The following is a 21,407-nucleotide window of genomic DNA, read 5'->3' on the forward strand; positions in this document are numbered from 1 at the left end:
CGCTTCTCGGTTCGCGGGGACTGCGTCCTGATCCTGTGCAACACAACGCCGCCTGTTTACGGCGGCGTTTTTTTTGTTCTGTGTTCTAAACCGGTTCCATCACGCACTGCAGCGGGTGCTGACGCGCCCGCGCATACTGCGCCACCTGGGCAATCCGGGTGGCCGCGAGGTCGCGCGGATAGACGCCGCACACGCCACGGCCCTCGTGATGCACCTGCAACATGATCCGGGTGGCTTCTTCGTGGTTCTTGTTGAAGAACTTCTGCAGCACCTTCACGACAAACTCCATCGGGGTGTAGTCGTCATTCAGCAACAGGACCTGGTACATCGGAGGCGGCGCAACGCGCGCCGGCGCCTTCTCGACGGCCAAATCGTGCTGGGTATCCAAGGTAGAACTCATAGGGCGGCTATTCTATTTAATCGGGGGACGGCTTGCATGTAACTTACGCAAAATTACAGGTAGAAATGCGTAGTTTCCATACTTGACTACACAAAGAAAAGCGGCGCATTATCCACGCATTCTGGGGTTTTCAATTCACCGAAAACCTGCCAGGAGGCCGGAGGGGGGACAGGGGTCTAGGCCGCGATGCCCTTCGTCAACATACGATTCAATGAGGCAGTCCGCATGTCTGATACGACCGCAACCGCCGTCCAAGGGGACAATCCCAAATCGACGGGCACCGTCAAATGGTTCAACGATGCAAAGGGGTTTGGCTTCATTACGCCCGACGACGGCGGTGAAGATCTGTTCGCCCACTTTTCGTCTATCCAGATGAATGGTTTTAAAACCCTGAAAGAAGGCCAGAAAGTGGCTTTCGAGATTATCCAGGGGCCCAAAGGCAAACAGGCGCTCAATATCACCGCTGCCTGAGTTACCGATTACAGCGCAACGGTAAGGTTGCGCCATTATCAGGCGGGGCTTTCGGGCCCCGCCTTGTTATTTTCTTATTACTGCGATTACCGCATCTGGTTATGCTGAAGAATGCTGCTTTGTTTCAGGTTGGTCGTGCGTTGTTCAAAACAGCGTTCATTAAAGCGGCATCACGCGGGGCGGTTTGCGCGCTGCTGAGCGCCGCCGCGCTGGCCCTGCCCCTGGCCACCCACGCGCAAGCCCCGAGCGGACCGCAAGCGCCGCTGCCCACCACGCAACTGGCTGCCGGTATCCATATTATCCGCGCAGAAGTCGCCAATACGGAAGCCACCCGCCGCGACGGCCTCATGTTCCGCAAGGAACTGCCGGGCAACGACGGCATGCTGTTCGTCTTCGAGCAGCCCGACGTGCAATGCTTCTGGATGCGCAACACCATCCTGCCGCTGTCGATCGCTTTTATCGCCGACGACGGCACGATCGTCAACATCGAAGACATGGCGCCGCAGACCGACGACGCCCACTGCTCCAAGAAACCGGTGCGCTATGCGCTGGAAATGGCCCAGGGCTGGTTCGATGGCCACGGCATCAAGGCCGGCCGGAAAATCGACGGCCTGCCCTGAATACGCGCACCGGGGCGGCAGGCCTTGCCGCCCGGATCATAAAGCAAGGGAGCCCGAGGGCTCCCTTGTTTGTTTGGCCGCCCGGCCGGCGGGCGGACGCCGCGTATCGTGGAACGCGGCCTGCGTTGCGGTCTGAATGCGCGGCAGGCCGGCGCCGGATCAGACGCGCTCGATGATCAGGGCGATGCCCTGGCCCACGCCGATGCACATGGTGCACAGCGCGTAGCGGCCGCCGGTACGGTGCAGCTGGTTGATCGCGGTGGTGGCCAGGCGGGCGCCGCTGGCGCCCAGCGGGTGGCCCAGCGCGATGGCGCCGCCGTTGGGGTTGACGCGCGGATCGTTGTCGGCAATGCCCAGCTGGCGCAGCACGGCCAGACCTTGGGCCGCAAACGCTTCGTTCAGCTCGATCACGTCCATCTGGTCCAGGGTCAGACCGGTCTGGGCCAGCACCTTGCGGGTGGCGGGTGCCGGGCCGATGCCCATGATGCGCGGCGCGACGCCGGCGGTGGCCATGCCGACCACGCGGGCGCGCGGGGTCAGGCCGTGGCGGGCGGCGCCCTTTTCGTCGGCCAGCAACAGCGCGGCCGCGCCGTCGTTCACGCCCGAAGCATTGCCGGCGGTGACGGTGCCGCCTTCGCGGACCACGCCCTTGAGCTTGGCCAGCGCTTCAAGGCTGGTTTCGCGGGGGTGTTCGTCCTTGGAGACGATGATGGGATCGCCCTTTTTCTGGGCGATCGAGACCGGCACGATTTCGGTGTCGAAGAAGCCTTCTTTCTGGGCGCGGGCCGTCTTTTGCTGGCTGGCCAGCGCGAACAGATCCTGGTCTTCGCGGTTGATCTTGAAGTCGTCGGCGACGTTCTCGGCCGTTTCGGGCATGGAGTCGACGCCGTACTGGGCCTTCATCAGCTTGTTGATGAAGCGCCAGCCGATGGTGGTGTCGTAGATGGCGGCGTTGCGCGAGAACGCGCTGTCGGCCTTGCCCATGACGAACGGCGCGCGGCTCATGCTTTCGACGCCGCCGGCCAGCATCAGGCCGGCTTCGCCGGCGCGGATGGCGCGCGCGGCGCTGCCGATGGCGTCCAGGCCCGAACCGCACAGGCGGTTGACGGTGGCGCCGGGCACTTCGACCGGCAGGCCGGCCAGCAGCGTGGCCATCCGGGCGACGTTGCGGTTGTCTTCGCCGGCCTGGTTGGCGCAACCCAGGATGGCATCGTCGATTTCTTCCCAGCGCACGCCGGGGTTGCGCGCCACGAGGGCCTTGATGGCTACTGCCGCGAGGTCGTCGGGACGCACGGTCGCCAGCGCGCCGCCGTAGCGGCCGAAGGGGGTGCGGATCGCGTCACAAATATAGGCATGCACGGTCATGAGAAGCTCGGATAGAAGTGAAGAAATCGGATGCGCTCGATCTTAACGCAGCGGTTTCGCGCCAAGTTGGTGCATCGGGCGGATGTCCGCAGCACGGACAGTGTCCAATGGATGTTCACTTGAACGGCGCGGCTACGGCGTTGCCGGGCGGGACTTGGCGGCGCGCCCCGCGTCGACGATGGCCTGACGCCGGAAGCGGCCCGCGGCCAGGTGATAGAAGGGCTGTGGGCAGAACTGGCGCGACACGCCCGAGGCGAGCAGCGAGCCGACCAGCAACCAGAACAGCATGGGCTGGCTGCCCGTCATTTCCATGACCACCACACTGGCCGTCAGCGGCGCCTGCGTGGCCGCGGCCAGGAAAGCGGCCATGGACAACAGCACCAGCACGCGCTGGTCCACGCCCTCGCCCGCCAATTGCCAGATGTGATGGCCGATGCCGGCGCCGGTGGTCAGCGCTGGAGTGAAGATGCCGCCGGGGATGCCCGCCCAATAGGACGTGACGGTGGCCGCCAGCTTGGCCAGGCCGAAGCCCGCGGGCAAGGGATCGGGTGACTGGCCCGACAGCAGGTTGGCCGCCGCGCCGTAGCCGGTACCGTAGACGCTGCCGGCGGTGGCCAGGCCGATCAGCGCCAGCACCAGGCCCATGACGAAGGCGGTCCAGATAGGATGGGCGCGGATCCAGCCGCGCCACGTCGCGGGCGCCATACCCGCGGCGCCCTTGCCCAGCAGCCGCGCGAAAATGCCGCCGAGCGCGCCGTTGAGCATGGCGCACGCCACCACCCACCACAGCATGCCGTGGGCCAGCGGCGCGCCGCCGAAGACGCCAAAATAGGGATTGTTGCCGGCCACCGCCACCACCAGGAAACCCGCCGCCAGCACGCCAATCAGCACCAGCCGCTGCCAGCGCAGCACAGTGCCGCGGCCCAGTTCCTCGATGGCGAAGATGACGCCGGCCAGGGGCGCATTGAAGGCCGCGGCCAGGCCGCCGGCCGCGCCGGCGGCGATCAGTTCGTTGGCATGAAAGCCGCGCAGTTGCACGCCGCGGCGCTTCCAGAAATCCCCCCAGGCCAGCATGACGGCGGCGCCGACCTGCACCGACGGGCCTTCGCGGCCAATGGACGCGCCGGCCAGCATGCCAAGAAATGCCAAGGGGATTTTCCAGAGCGCCTGCGCCAGCGAAACCAGGCTGCGCTGGCTGGCGCCCGGCGATAGGGACAAGGCGCCGATGACTTGAGGGATACCGCTGCCAACGGCGTTGGGCGCGAACCGCAAGGTGGCCCAGCGCAGGCCGGCCAGGCCGCAAGGCAGCACCACCAGCGCCAGCCAGCCGTGGGCGGAAGTCCAGTCGCGATTCCACTCCAGCGCCTTGTCGGCCAGATAGGCGAAGCCCAGCGAGACCAGCGCCACCAGCGCCGCGCCGCCCAGCAGCAAGGCCATCTGCACGCTCTTGCGGGACAGGCGGTTGGCCTGGCGCACTTTGCGGCGCAGGAAGTGGCGAGAACCGGTGGCGATACGGCGCAGCGGAGTGGGTAGGTTCATGGGCAACGCAAGCAGCGGGACGTGGCTAACCTTACCATTCCCTCCTGACTGCCAGCCCACAACGCGGGCCCTTTGACCAGGGCCTGTTCACACTGGAAAGCGCCTCGCACAGGCCTTAGGCCCCGCGCGCACCGCTTAGAACGAGGACCAATCGTCGTCCGAGGCCTGCGCCAGCGCGGGACGCCGCGTGGCGATTTGCGCCGCCGGCTTGCGCGTGGCGGCGGGCACCGCCTGGATCAGGCGCGCCTGCGCGGCGCTTGCCGAGCCACCGCCGGCATCGACCTTGAAGCGGCGCACTTCCTGCGCCAGGCGGGCGGCCTGCTCCTGCATGCTGCCCGCGGCCGCGGCGGCCTCTTCCACCAGCGCGGCGTTCTGCTGCGTGACGCTGTCCATCTGCGCCACCGCCTGGTTCACCTGGCCGATGCCGGAAGACTGTTCGGCCGACGCGCTGGATATTTCGCGCACCAGGGTCGCGACCTGGCCCACGCTGTCGACCACTTCGCGCATGGTGCGGCCCGCCTCGTCGACCTGGCGGGTCCCCCCTTCGACACGGGTGACGGACTCGTCGATCAGGGCCTTGATTTCCTTGGCGGCCACGGCGGAGCGCTGCGCCAGGGTGCGGACTTCGCCCGCGACCACGGCAAAACCGCGGCCCTGCTCGCCAGCGCGCGCCGCTTCCACCGCCGCGTTGAGCGCCAGGATGTTGGTCTGGAACGCGATGCCGTCGATCACGCCCGTGATGTCGGCGATGCGGCGCGAGCTGTCCGAGATCGCGCTCATGGTCTGCACCACGCCTTCGACCACTTCACCGCCGCGCACGGCCACGGTTGATGCCCGGGTGACGAGGCGCTCGGCCTCGCTGGCGTTGTTGGCGTTCTGCTGCACCGTGCTGGTGAGCTGTTCCATGGACGCCGCGGTTTCTTCCAGCGAGGCGGCCTGCTCTTCGGTGCGTTGCGACAGATCGGAGTTGCCTTGCGCGATCTGCGAGGAGGCGGACGCAATGCTTTCGCAACCGTCGCGCACGTCGCGCACAATGCGCCCCAGGCTTTCGTTCATGGCCTTGAGCGCGTCCATCAGGTCGCCGGTTTCGTCGCGCGTGGCGACCTGGATGTCAGTGGTGAGGTCGCCCGCGGCCACCTGGCGCGCGGCCACCACGGCCTGCTGCAGCGGACGCACGATGCCGCGCGTCACCAGCCACCCCAGCAGCATGCCCACGGCCACCCCCACCACGGCCAGCACGATCATGATCAGGCGCATGGTTTCGTAGAGATCCGTGCCGGCCTGCACCGATTGCGCGGCGACTTTTTCCTTGCCCACGGCCAGGTCGGTCATCAGGTCGTCGAGCTTTTGCGACGAGGCAATGACGCGCTTTTCGATGGCGTCGACCCTGGCGTCGGCCTGCGCCAACGCATGCGATTGCGCAGCAGCGAAGAACTCGGCGGCATCACGCTTCCAGACCTGCTCGGTTTCGGCGAACTGCGCCAACAGGCGCTTGCCCTCCTCCGCATGGAAATTCGCGGCGGCCTTTTCGCGCAGCGTGTCCATGGTCTTGACTGCGTCGTCGAACTGCTTGCGCAGAGCCTGGCGTTCTTCCTGGCTAGAAGCGGCCAGGAAACCGCTGCGCGCACGTCCGGCATAAATGAGATTGATGTTGGCTTCTTTGATGTCTGAAATACCCCGCAGCTCGGTGTCGTAGAGCCGGTCGTTCATTTCATTGATGCGGGCCAGTCCCCACACGCCAAAGGCGCCGATGGCGCCGCCGATCACCGCGACCAGCAGGAACGCGCCCGACAGGCGCGAGCCGATACGTAAACCCGAAAAATACCGCAACATGCTTCCCATCCCGTTCAATTGCCACGGTTTATGGCGGGCATGCCGCAGTCATTGGCCCCGTGGCTCAGTCGCAGACCGGGGGCAACGATAGCGTTTGCGATTTCCCGCGAGAACGCGAAAGAACCGGCTGTTTATTATTCATTTCGTCGCAATGAACTCGACAATCGACACCTGCTGCCGGTCACACGACCCACAACGGAGAAAACTGAATTCTGGCTGAATAAATGAAAGGCCTCTCGTGCAACGAGAGGCCTTTTTCAGTGCGATCGGATCATGCAGCGGCCGGCTGGACGCCGGCTGTGCGAGGATCGCGATGCAGCGCCGTTCAGGCGAAGTTCTTGGCCGCGAAGTCCCAGTTCACCAGGGCCCAGAAGTTTTCCAGGTACTTGGGACGGGCATTGCGGTAGTCGATGTAGTAGGCGTGTTCCCAGACATCACAGGTGAGCAGCGGCTTGTCGGCCGTGGTCAGCGGGGTAGCCGCGTTGCTGGTGTTGACGATGTCGACGGAACCGTCGGCCTTCTTGACCAGCCAGGTCCAGCCCGAACCGAAGTTGCCGGCAGCCGACTTGTTGAAGGCTTCCTTGAAGGCATCGAAGCTGCCCCACTTGGCGTTGATGGCATCAGCCAGCTTGCCGGTGGGTGCGCCGCCGGCCTTGGGGGCCAGGCTGTTCCAGTAGAACGTGTGGTTCCAGATTTGCGCAGCGTTGTTGAAGATGCCGCCCGAGGACTTCTTGACGATGTCTTCCAGCGACAGGGTCTCGAACTCGGTGCCCGGGATCAGGTTGTTCAGGTTCGTGACGTAGGTCTGGTGATGCTTGCCGTAGTGGAACTCCAGCGTCTCTTTGGAGATGTGCGGAGCCAGTGCGTCCAGTTCGTAAGGCAGGGGGGGAAGAGTATGTGCCATGTGTGGGTTCCTTCTGTTGAGTGCACGATCAAGCCGTTCAATTGTATCGGCAACTCTGCGAGGATACCGCGTTAACCCCGCAGCGGCGCGGGGTTAACAGGCATGTGTTTATGACTGCGGCGCGTAAACGCTACTCTTTCTCATATCGCAGTTCGCGACCGCCCTGCGAGGCCGTCAATGCGCCATCCGCGCGTAATGCCAATGTCATGTGCAACGGCGTGCGACTGGCCGCCTCGGGCAGCGCCAGATCGATGCGCACCGCGCGCGCCTGGGCATCCAACTTGCTGATGTCCGCGCGATGCCAGCGCGCGCCGGCGGGCAGCGGCACGAACACGGCCAGTGCCTTGAGATCGCCCGCCGCGATCGGCGCGCTGACGCCATCGGCACCCTCGGATTGCTTGGGCGTGCCGGCGTAATCGGCCTGGGCCGACGACATGGCGACGTCGACCTTGACCGGCCGGCCTTGGTAGTAGACGCGCACGGTCAGTTGATCCGCATCGGCCGGACGTGCGTCGGCGCGCACGTCGGCGATGGCGGAGAACGGCTGAATCGGGGGCGTGTCCAGATGGACCTGCTTGCCGTCGCTGCGCCACTGGCCGCTGGCCTCGATGTCGACCGCGCCGTAGCTCATCAGGTATTGGAAGCGGCCATCTTCGGTCAGCAGCAGTTCGCTGCCCACTTCGCGCATGCCGCGCAGATAGTAATGACCGGCAATGCCCGGCGCGACCTTGCCGGCGCCACGCTGGGCGCCCTTGCCTGCCGCTGGCGTCGCCGGGCAGCCTGGCTTGACCGATACGCCCGCGGCCTGCAGCGCGGCCGCGAAAGCCGGCGCGGATTGGCACGCCAGCGTCTGGTCGAACGACTGCCCCTGCGGCGCGGCGGCGCCGGCGAACCGGGCCTGGTATCGCGCCAGCAGCGCCAGCATGTCAGGCTGCCCGCTTTCCAGCGCCACCCAGGCGGGGCTGCGGCCCTGCGCATCGGCCGCGTCCGCGCTGGCGCCGGCGGCCAACATCGCATCGGCCAGGTCGGCGCGGCCGATCTGGATGGCGGCGATCAGCGGCGTGTCGCCGTGTTCGAGGCGCGCATCCAGGTCCGCGCCGCCGGCCTTCAGGCGCGTCAGCACGTCGACGACGGAATCGCGGCGCGCGACCGCCAGTTGCCGGTCGCGCAGCAAGGCGGACAAGAGCCGCTGCGACAAGGGGTCGGCGTCTTTCATGCAATCGGTATGCGCGCCAGTGAAGCCGGCCGCTTGCAGCTGCGCAAAATAGCCGGCCTGGTCCAGCAGCGCGTATTCGGCGCCATCGGTCAGGCACGCGCTTGCGATGGCTTGCCCACTGGCCTGCGCCACGCGGTTCACCCGCGCGATATCTCCCGAGGCCACCGCGGCATTGAGCAATGCATAGCGGGCGGGCGCCCGCGGCAAGCGCGGGTCGTCCAGCTTCGCGCCCGCCCGCAGCAGGCGTTCGAGCAAGGCCTCATCGCCGTTGCCGATCGCCCAATACAGGGCGCTGCGGCCTTCGGGCGCCAGGCCCAGCGGGTCCGCGCCCTTGGCCAGCAACGCGTCCACCATGGCCGGCTGGTCCGAGGTCACGGCCACCAGCAACGGCGGCACGCCCTGGCGGTCGTACGCGCCGTCCGATGCCGCCGCCGCGGCTGGCGGCGGATTGACCGGCACGCCGGCATCCATCAGGTAGGTCGCCATCGCCGCGTCGCGGCTTTCCAGCGCCTGCCGGATCGCGCCGGCATCCAGCGTCTTCAAATCCAGCCCGGCCTCGGCCAGTTGCCGCAGCATGGCGGCACCCTGCTTGCCTGGCTGGCGCAGGGCCTGCGCCACGGGGGAATGCGCGGGGTCGGCCAGAAGCGCCTGCAAGGATTCGCGCGGCGTCGCCGCCAGCAGATCACGCAGCAGCGCCGGATCGTCGGCGTCGATGGCGCGTGCCAGCGCGGACTTGCGGTCGTAGCCCTGGCGCAGCAGCGCGGGGTTCGCCCCCGCGGCCAGCAATGCGCGCGCGGCATCGAACTGGTGCGCCTGCACCGCGTCGGCCAGCGGCGTGTCGCCGTACGGATCCGCGCTGTCGCCTTCGACCGGCGCGCCCAGCGCCAGCAGGCGCTTCACCGTGGCCACGTCGCCCTGGCGCGCGGCCAGGTTCAGGATCGGCTGTGCGTCGGCTTGCATGCGCACGAACACCGCCGTGTCGGTGCCGGTCTGCGGGCCGCGCTGGCTGAACGGCATGCCGGCGCGCAACAGCAGCTGGGCGATGTCGCCATGGCCGGCGGCCAGCGCGGCCTGCGCCGCGTCCAGCCACAGGTCGATATCGCCCGTGGCGCCGTAGCCCGTGGCCGGCGTGGTGCGCGGGCCCAGTTCCATCAACGCGTACACCGCGCCCGCGTTGCCGGTGTACGCCGCCAGCGCCAGCGGGCTGATGCCGTCGCCGTAGGCCGGCTTGGTGCCCGTGGCGGCCAAGGCGCGCACCACGTCGGCCCCTTCGGTCAGTTCGACCAGCGCCGGCCAGGCCAGATAGTCCGCGGCAAAGCGCGGCTGCCCCTGCGCGTCCTTGAGCGCGCTGCGCGTGACGTCGTCGCTGTTGTCATCCACATAGGCAAAGGGGCGCGGCGCGCCGGCCTTGAGCAGCGCCAGCACCATGCGCGTGGTTTCCTGCCGGTCCACCAGGCGGGGCAGATAGGTCATGCGCACCGCGAATTCGAAATCGCGGTTGAGCAGGAAGTCCAGCGGTGTCCGGTTCTCGTCGCCGCGCTGGTCCGCGCGGGCGCCGGCGGCCAGCAGCATGTCCAGGATGCCGGGCGAGCCGTACAGCAACGCCAGATGCACCGGCGGGCGGCGGGATTCGTACGTGATGTCGTTCAGCGGCGGCTGAGTGGCCAGCAGCGCCGCCAACATGCGGGCGCGCGCCGGCAACGTATCGCGGTAGGCCTGGCGCAGCCGCGCCGTCTCCTGTGCGGACATGTCCCAATACACGCGCTTGCTGCGCGGCCACGGCGGCATCAACAGCGCGTGCAGCAGCGGCACGCCTTCCCGCGCGTAGTCGCCTGGCCGGGGCACCTTGGCCAAGGCCGCGGTGAACGCAGCCTCATCGACGGCGTCGATGGCCGCGAACAAGGCGCGGGTGTCGGCCGTGTCGGCCGCCTTGTACTCGCGGTAGGGCGAGGCGCAATCGCAGCTGTCCGTGCCGGCTTGCGCGGAACTGGCGGCGGGCCGCTCGGCCGCGCGGGCCTTGGTTTCGGTCTTGCTCGCGGGCTTGGCGTTGCCGGGCCCTTGCGCCTGGGCCGACGGGGCGAGCCCGGCGGCGCCCAGCGAAAGCGCGGCGGCCAGCAGGCCGGCGAGCGTGACGGCCTGGCGCACGCCGCGCCGGCCCTTGCGTGGTGTCAATTGCTGCATGGTTCCACCCGTTACCCAACTTGCCGGCTTGCCGGCCCGCGCGCACGCGCCCGCGTCAGGACGCCTCGCGTGTCTTGCGCACTTGCGTCACGTCGACCTTCGCACCGCCCTGGGCAAAGCTGAGGTCCAGCCCCTGCCCCGGCGCCAGGTCGGCGGCATCGCGCACGATACGGCCATCGGCATGGCGGGCGATAGCATAACCGCGCGCCAGCGTGTTGCCGGGATCCAGCGCGCGCAATTGGGCGCTGGCCGAGGCCAGGCGGTTGCGCCGCTGGACCAGCAGGCGCGCGTGCGCCTGGCCCAGTTGACGAACGACCGAAGCCAGACGGTCGGCGCCGCGGCCGGTGTCCGGAACACGATGCGCGAGGCGCTGCGCCAGTAAATTAACGCGCGCATTGCGCCGCGCCTGCGGTCCGGCCCAGGCGGACGCCAGGCGATAGCCCAGGCTGTTCAAGCGTTCGCGCTGGTGCTCAAGGCGCTGCGCCGGCGACACCAGTTGCGCGCTGGCGCGGTCCAGGCGTTGCGCGGCGCGCTCCAGACGGCGCTGCTGGCCCCGGGCCATGGCCTGGGCCGACTGCATCACGCGGCCCAGCAGGTCAGAACGCGGCACGCAGGCCAGTTCGGCGGCCGCGGTAGGCGTCGGCGCGCGCACGTCGGCGACGAAATCGGCGATCGTGAAGTCGGTTTCGTGGCCGACGCCGCTGATCACGGTAATGGCGCTGGCCGCGACTTCGCGCGCGAGGCCTTCGTCGTTGAAGCTCCAGAGGTCTTCGATGCTGCCGCCGCCGCGAACGAGCAGCAACGTGTCCACTTCGGCGCGCTCGTTGGCCAGGCGCACCTGGGCAGCCAGCCGGCCGGCCGCGTCGGCGCCCTGCACCGGCGCGGGATAGATGATGACGGGTACTTGCGGCGCGCGGCGGGCCAGCGCCGACAGCACGTCGCGCAGCGCGGCGGCATGCAGCGAGGTCACCACCCCGATCGCGCGGGGCAACGGCACCGGTTCGCGCTTGCGCGCCGGATCGAACAGCCCCTCGGAAGCCAGTTGTTCCTTCAGGCGCAGGAAGGCCTCGTACAGGTTGCCGATCCCGGCGCGGCGCATAGCGTCGACCTGCAATTGATAATCGCCCCGCGGCTCGTACAGCGACACTCTGGCCCTGATTTCGACCTGATCGCCTGCCCGCGGCACGAAGCCCACCGCGCTGGCGCGGCCCCGGAACATGACAGCCCGCACGGAGGCGCGGCTGTCCTTGAGCGTGAAGTACCAATGCCCGGAAGCCGCCTGCGTAAAGTTGGAAATCTCGCCGCGCACCCACAGCGCCGGGATGCTGCGCTCCAACAACTGCCCCACTGCTTGGTTCAGCTGGGCAACCGTCAGGATATCCCGCGCAAATACGTTGTTTGTGACTGCAAGTTCAATTGTCATAAGGCTTTCCGATGCGTACCTGTCCACAGGGCATACGTAGCGGGGCGCAATGATACCGCGTCCCGGCTTTTTTGCCGCAACCGCCCCGAAAGCCAGCAAATTCGGCGCAAGCTGCTGTTTTTTATGGACTTTTAACAAAAACACCGCTGCTCTAATTTGAAGCAAACAAGCGCCAGCCCTGTGTTCACAAGCGTTCCGGCGGAGTTTTGCACAGAATTATCCACAACTTCTGTGGATAGTTTCGGCGGCCGGCCGCCCTTGCCACATCCCCGCCACGCCGTTACAGTTTCGGCTTGATCAGTTGCTTGGGCGCGCCCTGTTGCCCCGCCCGGGCGCTCCTGGAGTTGACCGCTTTGCTTTCCATCCTGCGCGAGGCCGGCTGGCCTATCTGGCCCCTGCTGGCGACATCCGTCCTGGGTCTTGCGCTGATATTCGAGCGCTTCCTGTCGCTGCGCCGTAGCCAGGTCCTGCCGCGCGGCCTGAACGAACAAGTCGCCGACATGCTGCGCAACCACCAGGACACGCCCGAAGCCCTGAATCGCCTGGAACGCAACTCACCCCTGGGCCGCGTGCTGGCCGAAGTGATGCGTCACCGCCACCTGCCGCGCGAAGAACTGCGCAGCGTGGTCGAAGACACCGGCCGCGCAGTCTCCCACGACCTAAGCCGCTACATTCCGGCCATCGGCACCATCGCCGTGGTCGCCCCCCTGATGGGCCTGTTCGGCACCGTGGTCGGCATGATCGAGATTTTCGGCTCGTACACCCCTGGCGGCGGCGACCCGGCGCAATTGGCCCGCGGCATCTCCATCGCGCTGTACAACACGGGCTTCGGCATTCTCATCGCCATCCCCGCCATGATCGCCCACCGCTACCTGCGCGGCCGGGTGGACGGCTACCTGAACGCCATGGAACTGTCGGCCTCGCGGCTGGCGCGCGCCGTGGCGCCGCAGCCTGCCCCGCGCGAGGGGCGTTCATGAATTTCCGGGGCTCCCGGGGCGACCGCGACGAGCTGGACATCAATCTGATCCCGCTCATCGACGTCCTGCTGGTCATCCTGATCTTCCTGGCGGCCACCACGTCGTTCGCCCGTTTCACGCAGTTGAAGGTCACGCTGCCGCAAGCGTCCGCCGACCAGGAAACGCCGCCGGCCCTCGAAGTCGCCGTCAGCCAGGACGGCCGCTACGCACTGAACGGCACGCTGATCGACGTCTCGACGCCGCCCGAAATCGCCGAGGTCCTACGTCAGGCGGCCGCCGGCAAGCCCGAGGCGCTGGTGGTCATCAACGCCGACGCCCAGGCCACCCATCAGTCCGTGATCAACGTCATGGAAGCGGCCCGGCTGGCCGGCATCGCCCGCGTCAACTTCGCCGCCCAGACCGCCCGGTGAGCGCACGTTCCCCCAAGGCCTCGCTGCTCGCACGCCAATGGCAGCACGGCGGCTGGCTCTCCACCCTGCTCCTGCCGTTGTCCGCGCTGACTGCCCGCGTGGTGGCGGACAAGCGCGCGCGCTATCGCGACGGCCGTAAACAGGCCTACCGCGCACCGGTGCCCGTGGTGGTGGTCGGAAACATCTACGTAGGCGGCACCGGCAAGACGCCAATGGTCATCGCCACCGTGCAAGGGCTGCGCGCGCGCGGCTACACGCCGGGCGTGGTCAGCCGCGGCTATGGCGTCAAGGTCGGGCCGGATGCCCGCGTCGGACAAGGCGAACTGACCGCCGCGCAGTTCGGCGACGAGCCGGCGCTGATCGCGCGCGCCACTGGCGCCCCGGTATCGGTGCACCCGCGCCGCGCGCTGGCCGCCCAGGCGCTGCTGCGCGACCATCCGCAGGTGGACGTGATCGTCTCCGACGACGGTCTGCAGCACCTGGCGCTGGCGCGCGACATCGAAATCGTGGTGCAGGATGCGCGCGGCGTCGGCAACGGCCGGCTGCTGCCCGCCGGCCCCTTGCGCGAACCGGCCAGCCGGCTGCGCGACGTGGACGCGGTGATCACCAATATCGGGCTGCCCGATGGCCGCACCGCGGTTTCGTCCAGCGGGCGCCCCCGTGAAGCCGCCATGTGGCTGGAGCCCGGCGACGCTCGCCAGGTCGAAGGCGGCGCGATACGTCCGCTGGCGGCGTTCGCCGGCCGGCCGGACGTCGCCGCCGCGGCAGGCATCGGCAATCCCGAACGCTTCTTTTCGACCTTGCGGGCGCAAGGCATCCGGCTTGATGCCACGTTGCCGCTGCCCGACCACCATGATTACGCGGAATCGCCGTTCAAGGCCCTGACGGCGCAGACCGTGCTGGTGACCTCGAAGGACGCGATCAAGTGCGCCGCCTTGCACGACGCGCGTCTCTGGGAAGTGCCGGTGCAGGCCGGCTTTTCCGACCCGCAGTTGTTCGACTGGCTGGCGCAAGCGCTGCGCGCGCCGGCGCGCTGACGCCTTGTGCGCGCGGACCCAAAAGCCTGATGGACGAAAAAAAGGAGCCTTGCACCGGCTCCTTTTTGCATCCACCAGGCCGTCAGACGCCCGCTTCGCTCAGAAAAACCCCGGCTTGGCCGCGCTGCGGTGGCTGGCATATTCCGCCAGATTGCGTCGACGCGCGGCGGCGGCGCGCCAACGCGCCAGCGCCAGCGGCAGATGCACCGCCACCAGTAAGACCGCCAGGGCCAGCCATAGCACGCGGGCCAGCGCCGGCCACGGATCGTCCAGCGAACGCCGCGCATCGACGGCGATGACGGGGGTGCCCGAGGCCTCGTGTTCCACGGCCGTCACCATGCCGGCGACCTCGAACGGCATGGCGCCGTCGGCCGACATCATCGCCACCTGCCGTTGCCAGGCAAGCAGCAGATCCTGCCGCTGGGCGCCATCCAGCAATTCCGGCAGTTCCGCGTAGCGGCCGGGCCAGACCTGCAGCACGACGCCGCCCCGCTGGCTCGCCATGATGGCGCGCGCCGACTGATCGATGGCCGCTTGCAACACAGGCTGCATGCTGGACTTGGCCAAGTCGCGCACCTGGTCCACATGACGCGACAGCAACACCCCTTCGTCCGCGTTGCCTTGACGCTTGAAGGCGCCGTCCTGCGCCAGCTTGAGCAGTTCGAGCCAGTTGCCGGGTTCATCCTTGGCCAGCATCAGCTTGTCGGCCAGTTCGGCCTTCACGCGGTCGCAGTCGGCGATCGCCTGGCCGGTGGCGGCTTCGCACGCCTGCTCCACCGTCAGCACCGTGTTGGTCAGCCGCGTGATCGTCACGGCCGACATATTGCGGGCGTTGTACGCGGCCAGCGGATTGCCGGCCATGCTGTTGTAGATCTGGCTGCGCACCAGCATGTCCATCATCGGATTGGGCCGCGTCTTCAGGAAATTGCCCGAATACAGCTGCAGCACGGCGGGGTCCGCATGCAATTCATCGGCGGGCGCCGCATCGCCCTGCCAGCGCAGGCGTTCGCAATCGAAGCGCAGCGCGTCCGGCCGGTATTCATCCGGCTGGAACTGGCAGCGGCCCTTGCCACGCAGCGCCACCATGTCGCCGACGACGGGCAGGTCCTGCGCCAGTGCGGCGGCCGACGCGTAGGCGCGCGGCTGGGCCCCGCGCAGCCACGCGGACGTCTGCGCGATATCGCTTTGCAGGCTGGCCCCCGCATTGGCCATGATCGAGGCCAGCACGCCGCCCGCGATCAAGCCCACCAGCGCCAGCGTCACATGCCGGCCCCAGTACACCTTCGGGTACAGGCGCTGCTCCTCATCCACGGAATAGTTGCCGCCCAGGCGCAGCACCGCGTAGTCCTCGACCCGCAGGTCCACGTCCACGCGGCCATCCTCCGGCAGCTCCAGATTGGCGCGCCAGTGATCCGGCAACGAAATGGGCAGCTTGTCGCCCAGGAACAGCTGGGTCGATACCGCTTGGGCATTGGCCGGATTGGTCAGCACGATCGCGTTGAGCTCGCCGCGCACGCGGTTCACCTTCTGCGGCTCGCCCAACGCCGGACGGCGCCAGGTCAGCCACAGCGCCAGCAGCGCCGGCGCCGCCGCGGCCGCCAGCCATGTCATGCCGCCGCCCATGCCCGCGACGCCGATGCAGACGAACGCCACCAGCCACAGCAGGCCCGGCCAGAAGGCGATGCCACGCGATTGACGATGGGCGACCTCGGCCGGGGTCTCGTCGCGCTGGCTCAGGATCTCGACACGGGTGGCATCGTCGAATTCGCGCGCGGCCTGGGCGCCGTGCGCCGGGTCGGCGGCATCGGCGTCGACCACATTCTGCATCGCGCCCTGCTTGCCGCCCGTCCATTGCTGGTTCTGCTTCTGGCGGCGCGCATCGCGCTCGCGGCCGCCGGCCAGATCGTATTCGCCGTTCAAGGCCACCACGATGGCGAATTTCTCCGTCATCACGACTTCGGCCTGATTGTCTTCACGCAGGTAATCGCGTGCGTCGTAGGGCAGCACCACGTCCACGCCTCCCAGCGTGTCGTGCAGCGTCGCCGTCCCTTGGCCGCTCTCCAGCCCGTGGCGCACGAAGGCGCCCCGCAGGGGGAACACCCCGTCGCCGAGCAACTGGGCGGTTTTCTTCGGGTTCGCCGGATAGACCAGGAACGGCTGCACCAGCGCCTGTTCCTCGGCGCTGAGGCGACGCAGCGGCTGCCCCTCTTGCTTCAGTTCGCGCAGTGCGCTCTTGTTGCCGCTGCGGCGGACCATATAGGTAATGCCGCTGATAACCGACCAGATCAGGATGATGAGGAACAATCCGATCCGAATGGTGTTGGAATCCATCGCTATCCTCTTTCTAGGAATCGCGGCGGATCATAGCTATGATCTGTCCCGAAATATGTAGCGCCCGCGTCAAAACGTGACAATAATTAACAGACCACGCAATTGAGCCGATCCCAGCCGGCCTTTCCCCATGCGCCAGACGGCCCATTGCGGCTGCGCGGCCGCCAAACTGTTTTAGAATCCCGGTCATGGAATCCCGCCTTCTCGACATCCTCGTCTGCCCCCTGTGCAAGGGCCGCCTCGAACACGACCGGACCCAGGCCGAACTGGTCTGCCGCGCCGACCGCCTGGCGTTCCCGCTGCGCGACGGCATTCCCGTCATGCTTGAATCCGAAGCGCGCTCGCTGGACGACGCCCCCGCTACTTCCTGACCCGCCGCCCCCGTGAGCTTCATCGCCCTGATCCCGGCGCGGACCGCCTCGACCCGCCTGCCCGACAAGCCGCTCGCCGACATTGCCGGCAAGCCGATGGTGGTGCGCACGGCCGAGCGCGCGGCGCTGTCCGGTGCCTCGCAGGTGTATATCGCCACCGACGACGCGCGCGTGCAGCAGGCTGCCCAGGCCCATGGCCTGCAGGCGCTGATGACCCGCGCCGACCACCCCACCGGCACCGACCGGCTGGCCGAGGCTGCCCTGCAGCTGGGCCTGCCCGATGACGCCGTGGTCGTCAACGTACAAGGCGACGAACCGCTGATCGAGCCCGAACTCATCGACGCCGTGGCGGCCCGGCTGATCGCCAGCCCAGAAGCCGACATCGCCACCTGCGCCTGCCCGCTGGCGGACGCCCAGGCGCTGTTCAACCCCAATGTCGTGAAACTGGTGTGCGCCGCCGACGGCCGCGCCCTGTATTTCTCACGCGCCCCGATTCCCTGGGCCCGCGATGCGCTGGCCGGCGGCGAGCGCGTGCTGGCCGACGGCCTGCCGGCTTGGCACCACATCGGCCTGTATGCTTACCGCGTGTCGTTCCTGCGCCGCTACCCGGCCCTGCCGCAAGGCGCGCTGGAACGGTTCGAATCGCTGGAGCAGTTGCGCGCCATGGAACACGGCCACGTCATCGTCGTGCACCAGGCCTCGCACCCTCCTGCCGCTGGCGTAGATACCCCGGCGGACCTGGAACGCGTACGCTTGATCTATAGCAAACGGATATAAGGGTTATTTCGCATGGCGCAGCCCCGCAGAGGCTGCTGCGTTGCGGCATAATCGCTCGGACCACAAAAATTAAACCCCATTCAGGAGCACTCATGCGTCTCATCTTGCTCGGACCTCCCGGCGCCGGCAAAGGCACTCAGGCCGCTTTTCTCACCCAGCACTTCGGCATTCCCCAGATTTCCACCGGCGACATGCTGCGTGCAGCGGTCAAAGCCGGCACGCCCCTGGGCATTGAAGCCAAAAAGGTCATGGATGCCGGCGGCCTGGTCTCGGATGAGATCATCATCGGCCTCGTGCAAGACCGCCTGAAGCAGCCCGACTGCGCCAATGGCTATTTGTTCGACGGCTTCCCGCGCACTATCCCGCAAGCCGACGCGCTGAAAAGCGCCGGCGTCAAGCTGGACTACGTGGTGGAAATCGAAGTCCCGGAAGAAGACATCATCGAACGCATGAGCGGGCGCCGCGTGCACCAGCCTAGCGGCCGCAGCTACCACGTGCGCTTCAACCCGCCCAAGGTCGACGGCAAGGACGACATCACCGGCGAAGACCTGATCCAGCGCGATGACGACCGCGAGGACACCGTCCGCAACCGCCTGAACGTCTACCGCCAGCAGACCCGTCCGCTGGTCGACTATTACTCGTCGTGGGCCCAGCAGCACCCGGCCGACGCCCCGAAGTATCGCAAGATCTCGGGCGTGGGCGCGGTCGACGAAATCAAGTCGCGCCTGTTCGACGCCGTCAATAGCTGACCGGCGCTTTGATGGCACGAGGCCTTCGGCGCCGGCCGGACGCGACGCGTCCCGGCGCGGGCCCGAAGGCCTTGTCACATCCGGCGCCCGTCGCGCCGCTTTCGTCCCCCCGTTTTCATCCCTTGAATTTGATCTGGTGGTAGAGACATGGAAATCGCAAACAAGGTATTCATCGTTACCGGCGGCGCGTCCGGCCTGGGCGCCGGCACCGTGCGCATGCTGGTGGCCAACGGCGCCAAGGTCGTCATCGCCGACCTGCAGGACGGGCCTGGCGAAGAACTGGCCAAGGAACTGGGCCAGCGCTATGTGCATTGCGATGTGACGCAAGAGGCCGACGGCCAGCGCGCCGTCGCCGCCGCGAAGGAACTCGGCACCCTGTTCGGCCTGGTCAACTGCGCCGGCGTCGCCCCCGCCGCCAAGATCGTCGGCAAGAACGGCGCGCACCCGCTGGACCTGTTCCAAAAGGTCGTGTCGATCAACCTGATCGGCAGCTTCAACATGATGCGCCTGGCCGCCGAGGCCATGAGCGGCAACACGCCCGAACCCACCGGCGAACGCGGCGTGATGATCAACACCGCATCGGTCGCCGCGTTCGACGGCCAGATCGGCCAGGCGGCCTACGCCGCGTCCAAGGCCGGCGTGGCCGGCATGACCCTGCCGATCGCCCGCGACCTGTCCAAGACCGGCATCCGCTGCATGACCATCGCCCCGGGCATCTTCGGCACCCCGATGATCTTCGGCATGCCCCAGGAAGTGCAGGATTCGCTGGCCGCCAGCATCCCCTTCCCCGCCCGCCTGGGCCGCCCGGAAGACTACGCCAAGCTGGTGCAAAGCATCATCACGAACGACATGCTGAACGGCGAAACCATTCGCCTGGACGGCGCCATCCGGATGCCGCCGAAATAGTGCCCCCACGCCGCGCCCTCTTCGAGGGCTCTCTGCCCCCCGAGGGGGCCTTTTTCCCTTGGGAAGGCCCGGCGGGAAAAAACCTTCTTCTGGGCATACTTGAAGAACGCCGTTCCTTTGGGGCGGCGCTTTTTATTGCTAGTCTGCTTTCTTTTGACGTAATTACCCCATGAGCCTGTTCCGTTCGGCGGCCACCGTCAGCAGCTTTACGCTGCTGTCACGCATCTCCGGCCTGATCCGCGACATCCTGGTGGCCCGCGCCTTTGGCGCCGGGCCCATCACGGATGCCTTCTGGGTCGCGTTCCGTATTCCCAACCTGCTGCGCCGGCTGTTCGCCGAAGGCGCGTTCGCCCAGGCGTTCGTGCCCATTCTGGGCCACGCCCGCAACAGCCGCTCCGAAGCCGAGGTGCGCACCTTGCTCGACCGGGTCGCCCTGCTGCTGACGGCCGCGCTGATGGCCATCACCCTGATCGGCATCATCGCCGCGCCGTGGGTCGTGTCGGCCATGGCCAGCGGCTTGCGGGGCGCCGCCCGCGATACGGAATTTGGCGCCGCCGTCTGGATGACGCGGATGATGTTCCCCTACATCTTCTGCATGTCGCTGATCGCGTTCGCCTCGGGCGTGCTGAACACCTGGCGCCGCTTCGCGGTACCGGCGTTCACGCCCGTGCTGCTCAACCTGTCCATGATCGCCGCCTGCATCTGGCTGGCGCCGCGCATGGACGTGCCCGTCTACGCGCTGGCCATCGGCGTGATGATCGGCGGCGTGGCGCAACTGGCGGTGCAGTGGGTCGCGCTGGCGCGGCTGGGCATGACGCCGCGCTTTTCGCTGCGGTTCCGCCAGGCCTGGGCCGACCCTACGGTGCAGCGCATCCTCAAGCAGATGGCGCCCGCCACGCTGGGCGTGTCGGTCGCGCAGATTTCGCTGCTCATCAACACCAACATCGCCACGTGGCTCACGCCGGGCAGCGTCACCTGGCTGTCGTTCGCCGATCGGCTGATGGAATTCCCGACCGCGCTGCTGGGCGTGGCGCTGGGCACCGTGCTGTTGCCCAGCCTGTCGGCTGCCCATGCCCGCGATGACCACGGCGGTTACAGCGCGCTGCTGGACTGGGGCCTGCGGCTGGTGCTGCTGTTCGGCCTGCCGGCGGCGGTGGGCCTGGCGCTGCTGTCCGACGGACTGGTGGCCACGTTGTTCCACTATGGCGCCTTTTCGGCGCAGGATGTGCTGCAAACCCGGCTGGCCGTCATTTCCTATTCCGCCGGCCTGATCGGCCTGCTGGCGGTCAAGATCCTGGCGCCCGGCTTCTACGCCAAGCAGGACATCCGCACCCCCGTGAAAATCGCCATCGGCGTGCTGGTCCTGACCCAGCTGATGAACCTGGCCCTGGTGCCGCTGCTGGCCCATGCGGGCCTGGCGCTGGCCATCGGCCTGGGCGCCTGCCTGAACGCCCTGGCGCTGCTGATCGGCCTGCGCCGCCGCGGCGTCTATCAGCCCGCCCCCGGCTGGGGCCGCTTCGCGCTGCGGCTGATACCGGCCCTGGCCGCCCTGGCTGCCCTGCTCATCTACGCTGATGGCCGTATTGACTGGATCGGGCTGCAGGCCCATTCGGGGCAGCGCGCGCTGTGGCTGGGCGGCGTATTGCTGGCCTGCAGCGCGGTTTACTTCGGCATGTTGTTACTGTTTGGGTTCCGTCCCCGAGACTTCGGACGCCGCCCGGCGAAGTAAGGCACTCGCAGAAATGCCTCATCTTCCGCAAAAAGCCGGCCTAGCACCGGCTTTTTTGCATTTGATTCGTCAAGAATTGACAACTGGCCGGTAATCTTTGGTAAAAAACCTTTATTATTTACAAATTGCCATCGAAAGGATTCCCGCCTGGCAACACGGGCGGGGAGT

18 protein-coding genes are annotated in these 21,407 nt (G+C 67.4%); 10 read left to right on the forward strand and 8 right to left on the reverse strand.

Going from position 1 to position 21,407, the window contains the following annotated elements; translation table 11 throughout:
• Positions 1 to 85: 85 nt before the first annotated feature.
• Positions 86 to 400 (reverse strand): ATP-dependent Clp protease adapter ClpS, encoded by a 315-nt coding sequence (gene clpS / locus A9974_RS15695; protein WP_025135841.1) that lies wholly within the window; start codon positions 398 to 400, stop codon positions 86 to 88.
• Between the two features lie 225 nt (positions 401 to 625).
• Here clpS and A9974_RS15700 point away from each other — a divergent pair, with 225 nt between their 5' ends.
• On the forward strand, positions 626 to 871 hold the full coding sequence (locus A9974_RS15700) for a cold-shock protein (RefSeq protein ID WP_006220277.1): 246 nt from the start codon (positions 626 to 628) through the stop codon (positions 869 to 871).
• 101 nt (positions 872 to 972) lie between these two features.
• Entirely contained in the window at positions 973 to 1,491 is a 519-nt protein-coding gene (locus tag A9974_RS15705; protein WP_183005084.1) for a DUF192 domain-containing protein, read from the forward strand.
• A 159-nt stretch (positions 1,492 to 1,650) separates the two neighbouring features.
• Here A9974_RS15705 and pcaF read toward each other — a convergent pair whose 3' ends face one another.
• From pcaF to xseA, 6 genes are all read right to left on the reverse strand, one after another.
• On the reverse strand, positions 1,651 to 2,856 hold the full coding sequence (gene pcaF / locus A9974_RS15710) for a 3-oxoadipyl-CoA thiolase (RefSeq protein ID WP_183005085.1): 1,206 nt from the start codon (positions 2,854 to 2,856) through the stop codon (positions 1,651 to 1,653).
• 132 nt (positions 2,857 to 2,988) lie between these two features.
• On the reverse strand, positions 2,989 to 4,395 hold the full coding sequence (locus A9974_RS15715) for a chloride channel protein (protein WP_183005086.1): 1,407 nt from the start codon (positions 4,393 to 4,395) through the stop codon (positions 2,989 to 2,991).
• 135 nt (positions 4,396 to 4,530) lie between these two features.
• Complete coding sequence (locus A9974_RS15720) at positions 4,531 to 6,228, reverse strand: methyl-accepting chemotaxis protein (protein ID WP_183005087.1); 1,698 nt, start codon at positions 6,226 to 6,228, stop codon at positions 4,531 to 4,533.
• Between the two features lie 325 nt (positions 6,229 to 6,553).
• Positions 6,554 to 7,132, reverse strand: a complete 579-nt coding sequence (gene sodB, locus A9974_RS15725; RefSeq protein ID WP_054430101.1) for a superoxide dismutase [Fe] — start codon at positions 7,130 to 7,132, stop codon at positions 6,554 to 6,556.
• A 130-nt stretch (positions 7,133 to 7,262) separates the two neighbouring features.
• Positions 7,263 to 10,529, reverse strand: coding sequence for an ankyrin repeat domain-containing protein (locus A9974_RS15730; protein ID WP_183005088.1), 3,267 nt, complete (start codon positions 10,527 to 10,529; stop codon positions 7,263 to 7,265).
• 55 nt (positions 10,530 to 10,584) lie between these two features.
• Positions 10,585 to 11,952, reverse strand: a complete 1,368-nt coding sequence (gene xseA, locus A9974_RS15735; protein WP_183005089.1) for an exodeoxyribonuclease VII large subunit — start codon at positions 11,950 to 11,952, stop codon at positions 10,585 to 10,587.
• A gap of 353 nt (positions 11,953 to 12,305) precedes the next feature.
• Here xseA and A9974_RS15740 point away from each other — a divergent pair, with 353 nt between their 5' ends.
• Genes A9974_RS15740 through lpxK form a run of 3 tightly spaced genes read left to right on the forward strand, consistent with a single transcriptional unit; the run spans position 12,306 to position 14,376 of the window.
• Positions 12,306 to 12,929, forward strand: coding sequence for a MotA/TolQ/ExbB proton channel family protein (locus A9974_RS15740; RefSeq protein ID WP_183005090.1), 624 nt, complete (start codon positions 12,306 to 12,308; stop codon positions 12,927 to 12,929).
• Positions 12,926 to 13,339: a biopolymer transporter ExbD gene (locus A9974_RS15745; protein WP_183005091.1), complete on the forward strand. Its 414-nt coding sequence runs from the start codon at positions 12,926 to 12,928 to the stop codon at positions 13,337 to 13,339. Before A9974_RS15740 ends, A9974_RS15745 begins: the two co-directional genes overlap by 4 nt.
• Positions 13,336 to 14,376: a tetraacyldisaccharide 4'-kinase gene (gene lpxK, locus A9974_RS15750; RefSeq protein ID WP_183005092.1), complete on the forward strand. Its 1,041-nt coding sequence runs from the start codon at positions 13,336 to 13,338 to the stop codon at positions 14,374 to 14,376. Before A9974_RS15745 ends, lpxK begins: the two co-directional genes overlap by 4 nt.
• A gap of 99 nt (positions 14,377 to 14,475) precedes the next feature.
• On the opposite strand, the gene A9974_RS15755 is transcribed toward lpxK, so the two are convergent.
• Entirely contained in the window at positions 14,476 to 16,707 is a 2,232-nt protein-coding gene (locus A9974_RS15755) for an IgaA/UmoB family intracellular growth attenuator (RefSeq protein ID WP_183005093.1), read from the reverse strand.
• Positions 16,708 to 16,895: 188 nt separating this feature from the next.
• Here A9974_RS15755 and A9974_RS15760 point away from each other — a divergent pair, with 188 nt between their 5' ends.
• The 5 genes from A9974_RS15760 to murJ all read left to right on the forward strand — a co-directional run bounded on the left by A9974_RS15760 (position 16,896) and on the right by murJ (position 21,239).
• Positions 16,896 to 17,078 carry a Trm112 family protein gene (locus A9974_RS15760; protein ID WP_183005094.1) on the forward strand — a complete coding sequence of 61 codons (183 nt, stop codon included), beginning with the start codon at positions 16,896 to 16,898 and terminating at the stop codon, positions 17,076 to 17,078.
• Positions 17,079 to 17,090: 12 nt separating this feature from the next.
• The gene (kdsB, locus tag A9974_RS15765; protein WP_183005095.1) at positions 17,091 to 17,855 is read left to right on the forward strand and encodes a 3-deoxy-manno-octulosonate cytidylyltransferase; all 765 of its coding nucleotides are present in this window, start codon (positions 17,091 to 17,093) and stop codon (positions 17,853 to 17,855) included.
• 92 nt (positions 17,856 to 17,947) lie between these two features.
• Positions 17,948 to 18,604: an adenylate kinase gene (gene adk / locus A9974_RS15770; RefSeq protein WP_183005096.1), complete on the forward strand. Its 657-nt coding sequence runs from the start codon at positions 17,948 to 17,950 to the stop codon at positions 18,602 to 18,604.
• 147 nt (positions 18,605 to 18,751) lie between these two features.
• Complete coding sequence (locus A9974_RS15775; RefSeq protein ID WP_183005097.1) at positions 18,752 to 19,510, forward strand: 3-hydroxyacyl-CoA dehydrogenase; 759 nt, start codon at positions 18,752 to 18,754, stop codon at positions 19,508 to 19,510.
• A 169-nt stretch (positions 19,511 to 19,679) separates the two neighbouring features.
• Complete coding sequence (gene murJ / locus A9974_RS15780) at positions 19,680 to 21,239, forward strand: murein biosynthesis integral membrane protein MurJ (protein WP_183005098.1); 1,560 nt, start codon at positions 19,680 to 19,682, stop codon at positions 21,237 to 21,239.
• Positions 21,240 to 21,407 lie beyond the last annotated feature (168 nt).

It is taken from the genome of Achromobacter sp. UMC71, assembly GCF_014170305.1.
In the GTDB taxonomy this organism is placed as follows: Bacteria; Pseudomonadota; Gammaproteobacteria; order Burkholderiales; family Burkholderiaceae_B; genus Achromobacter.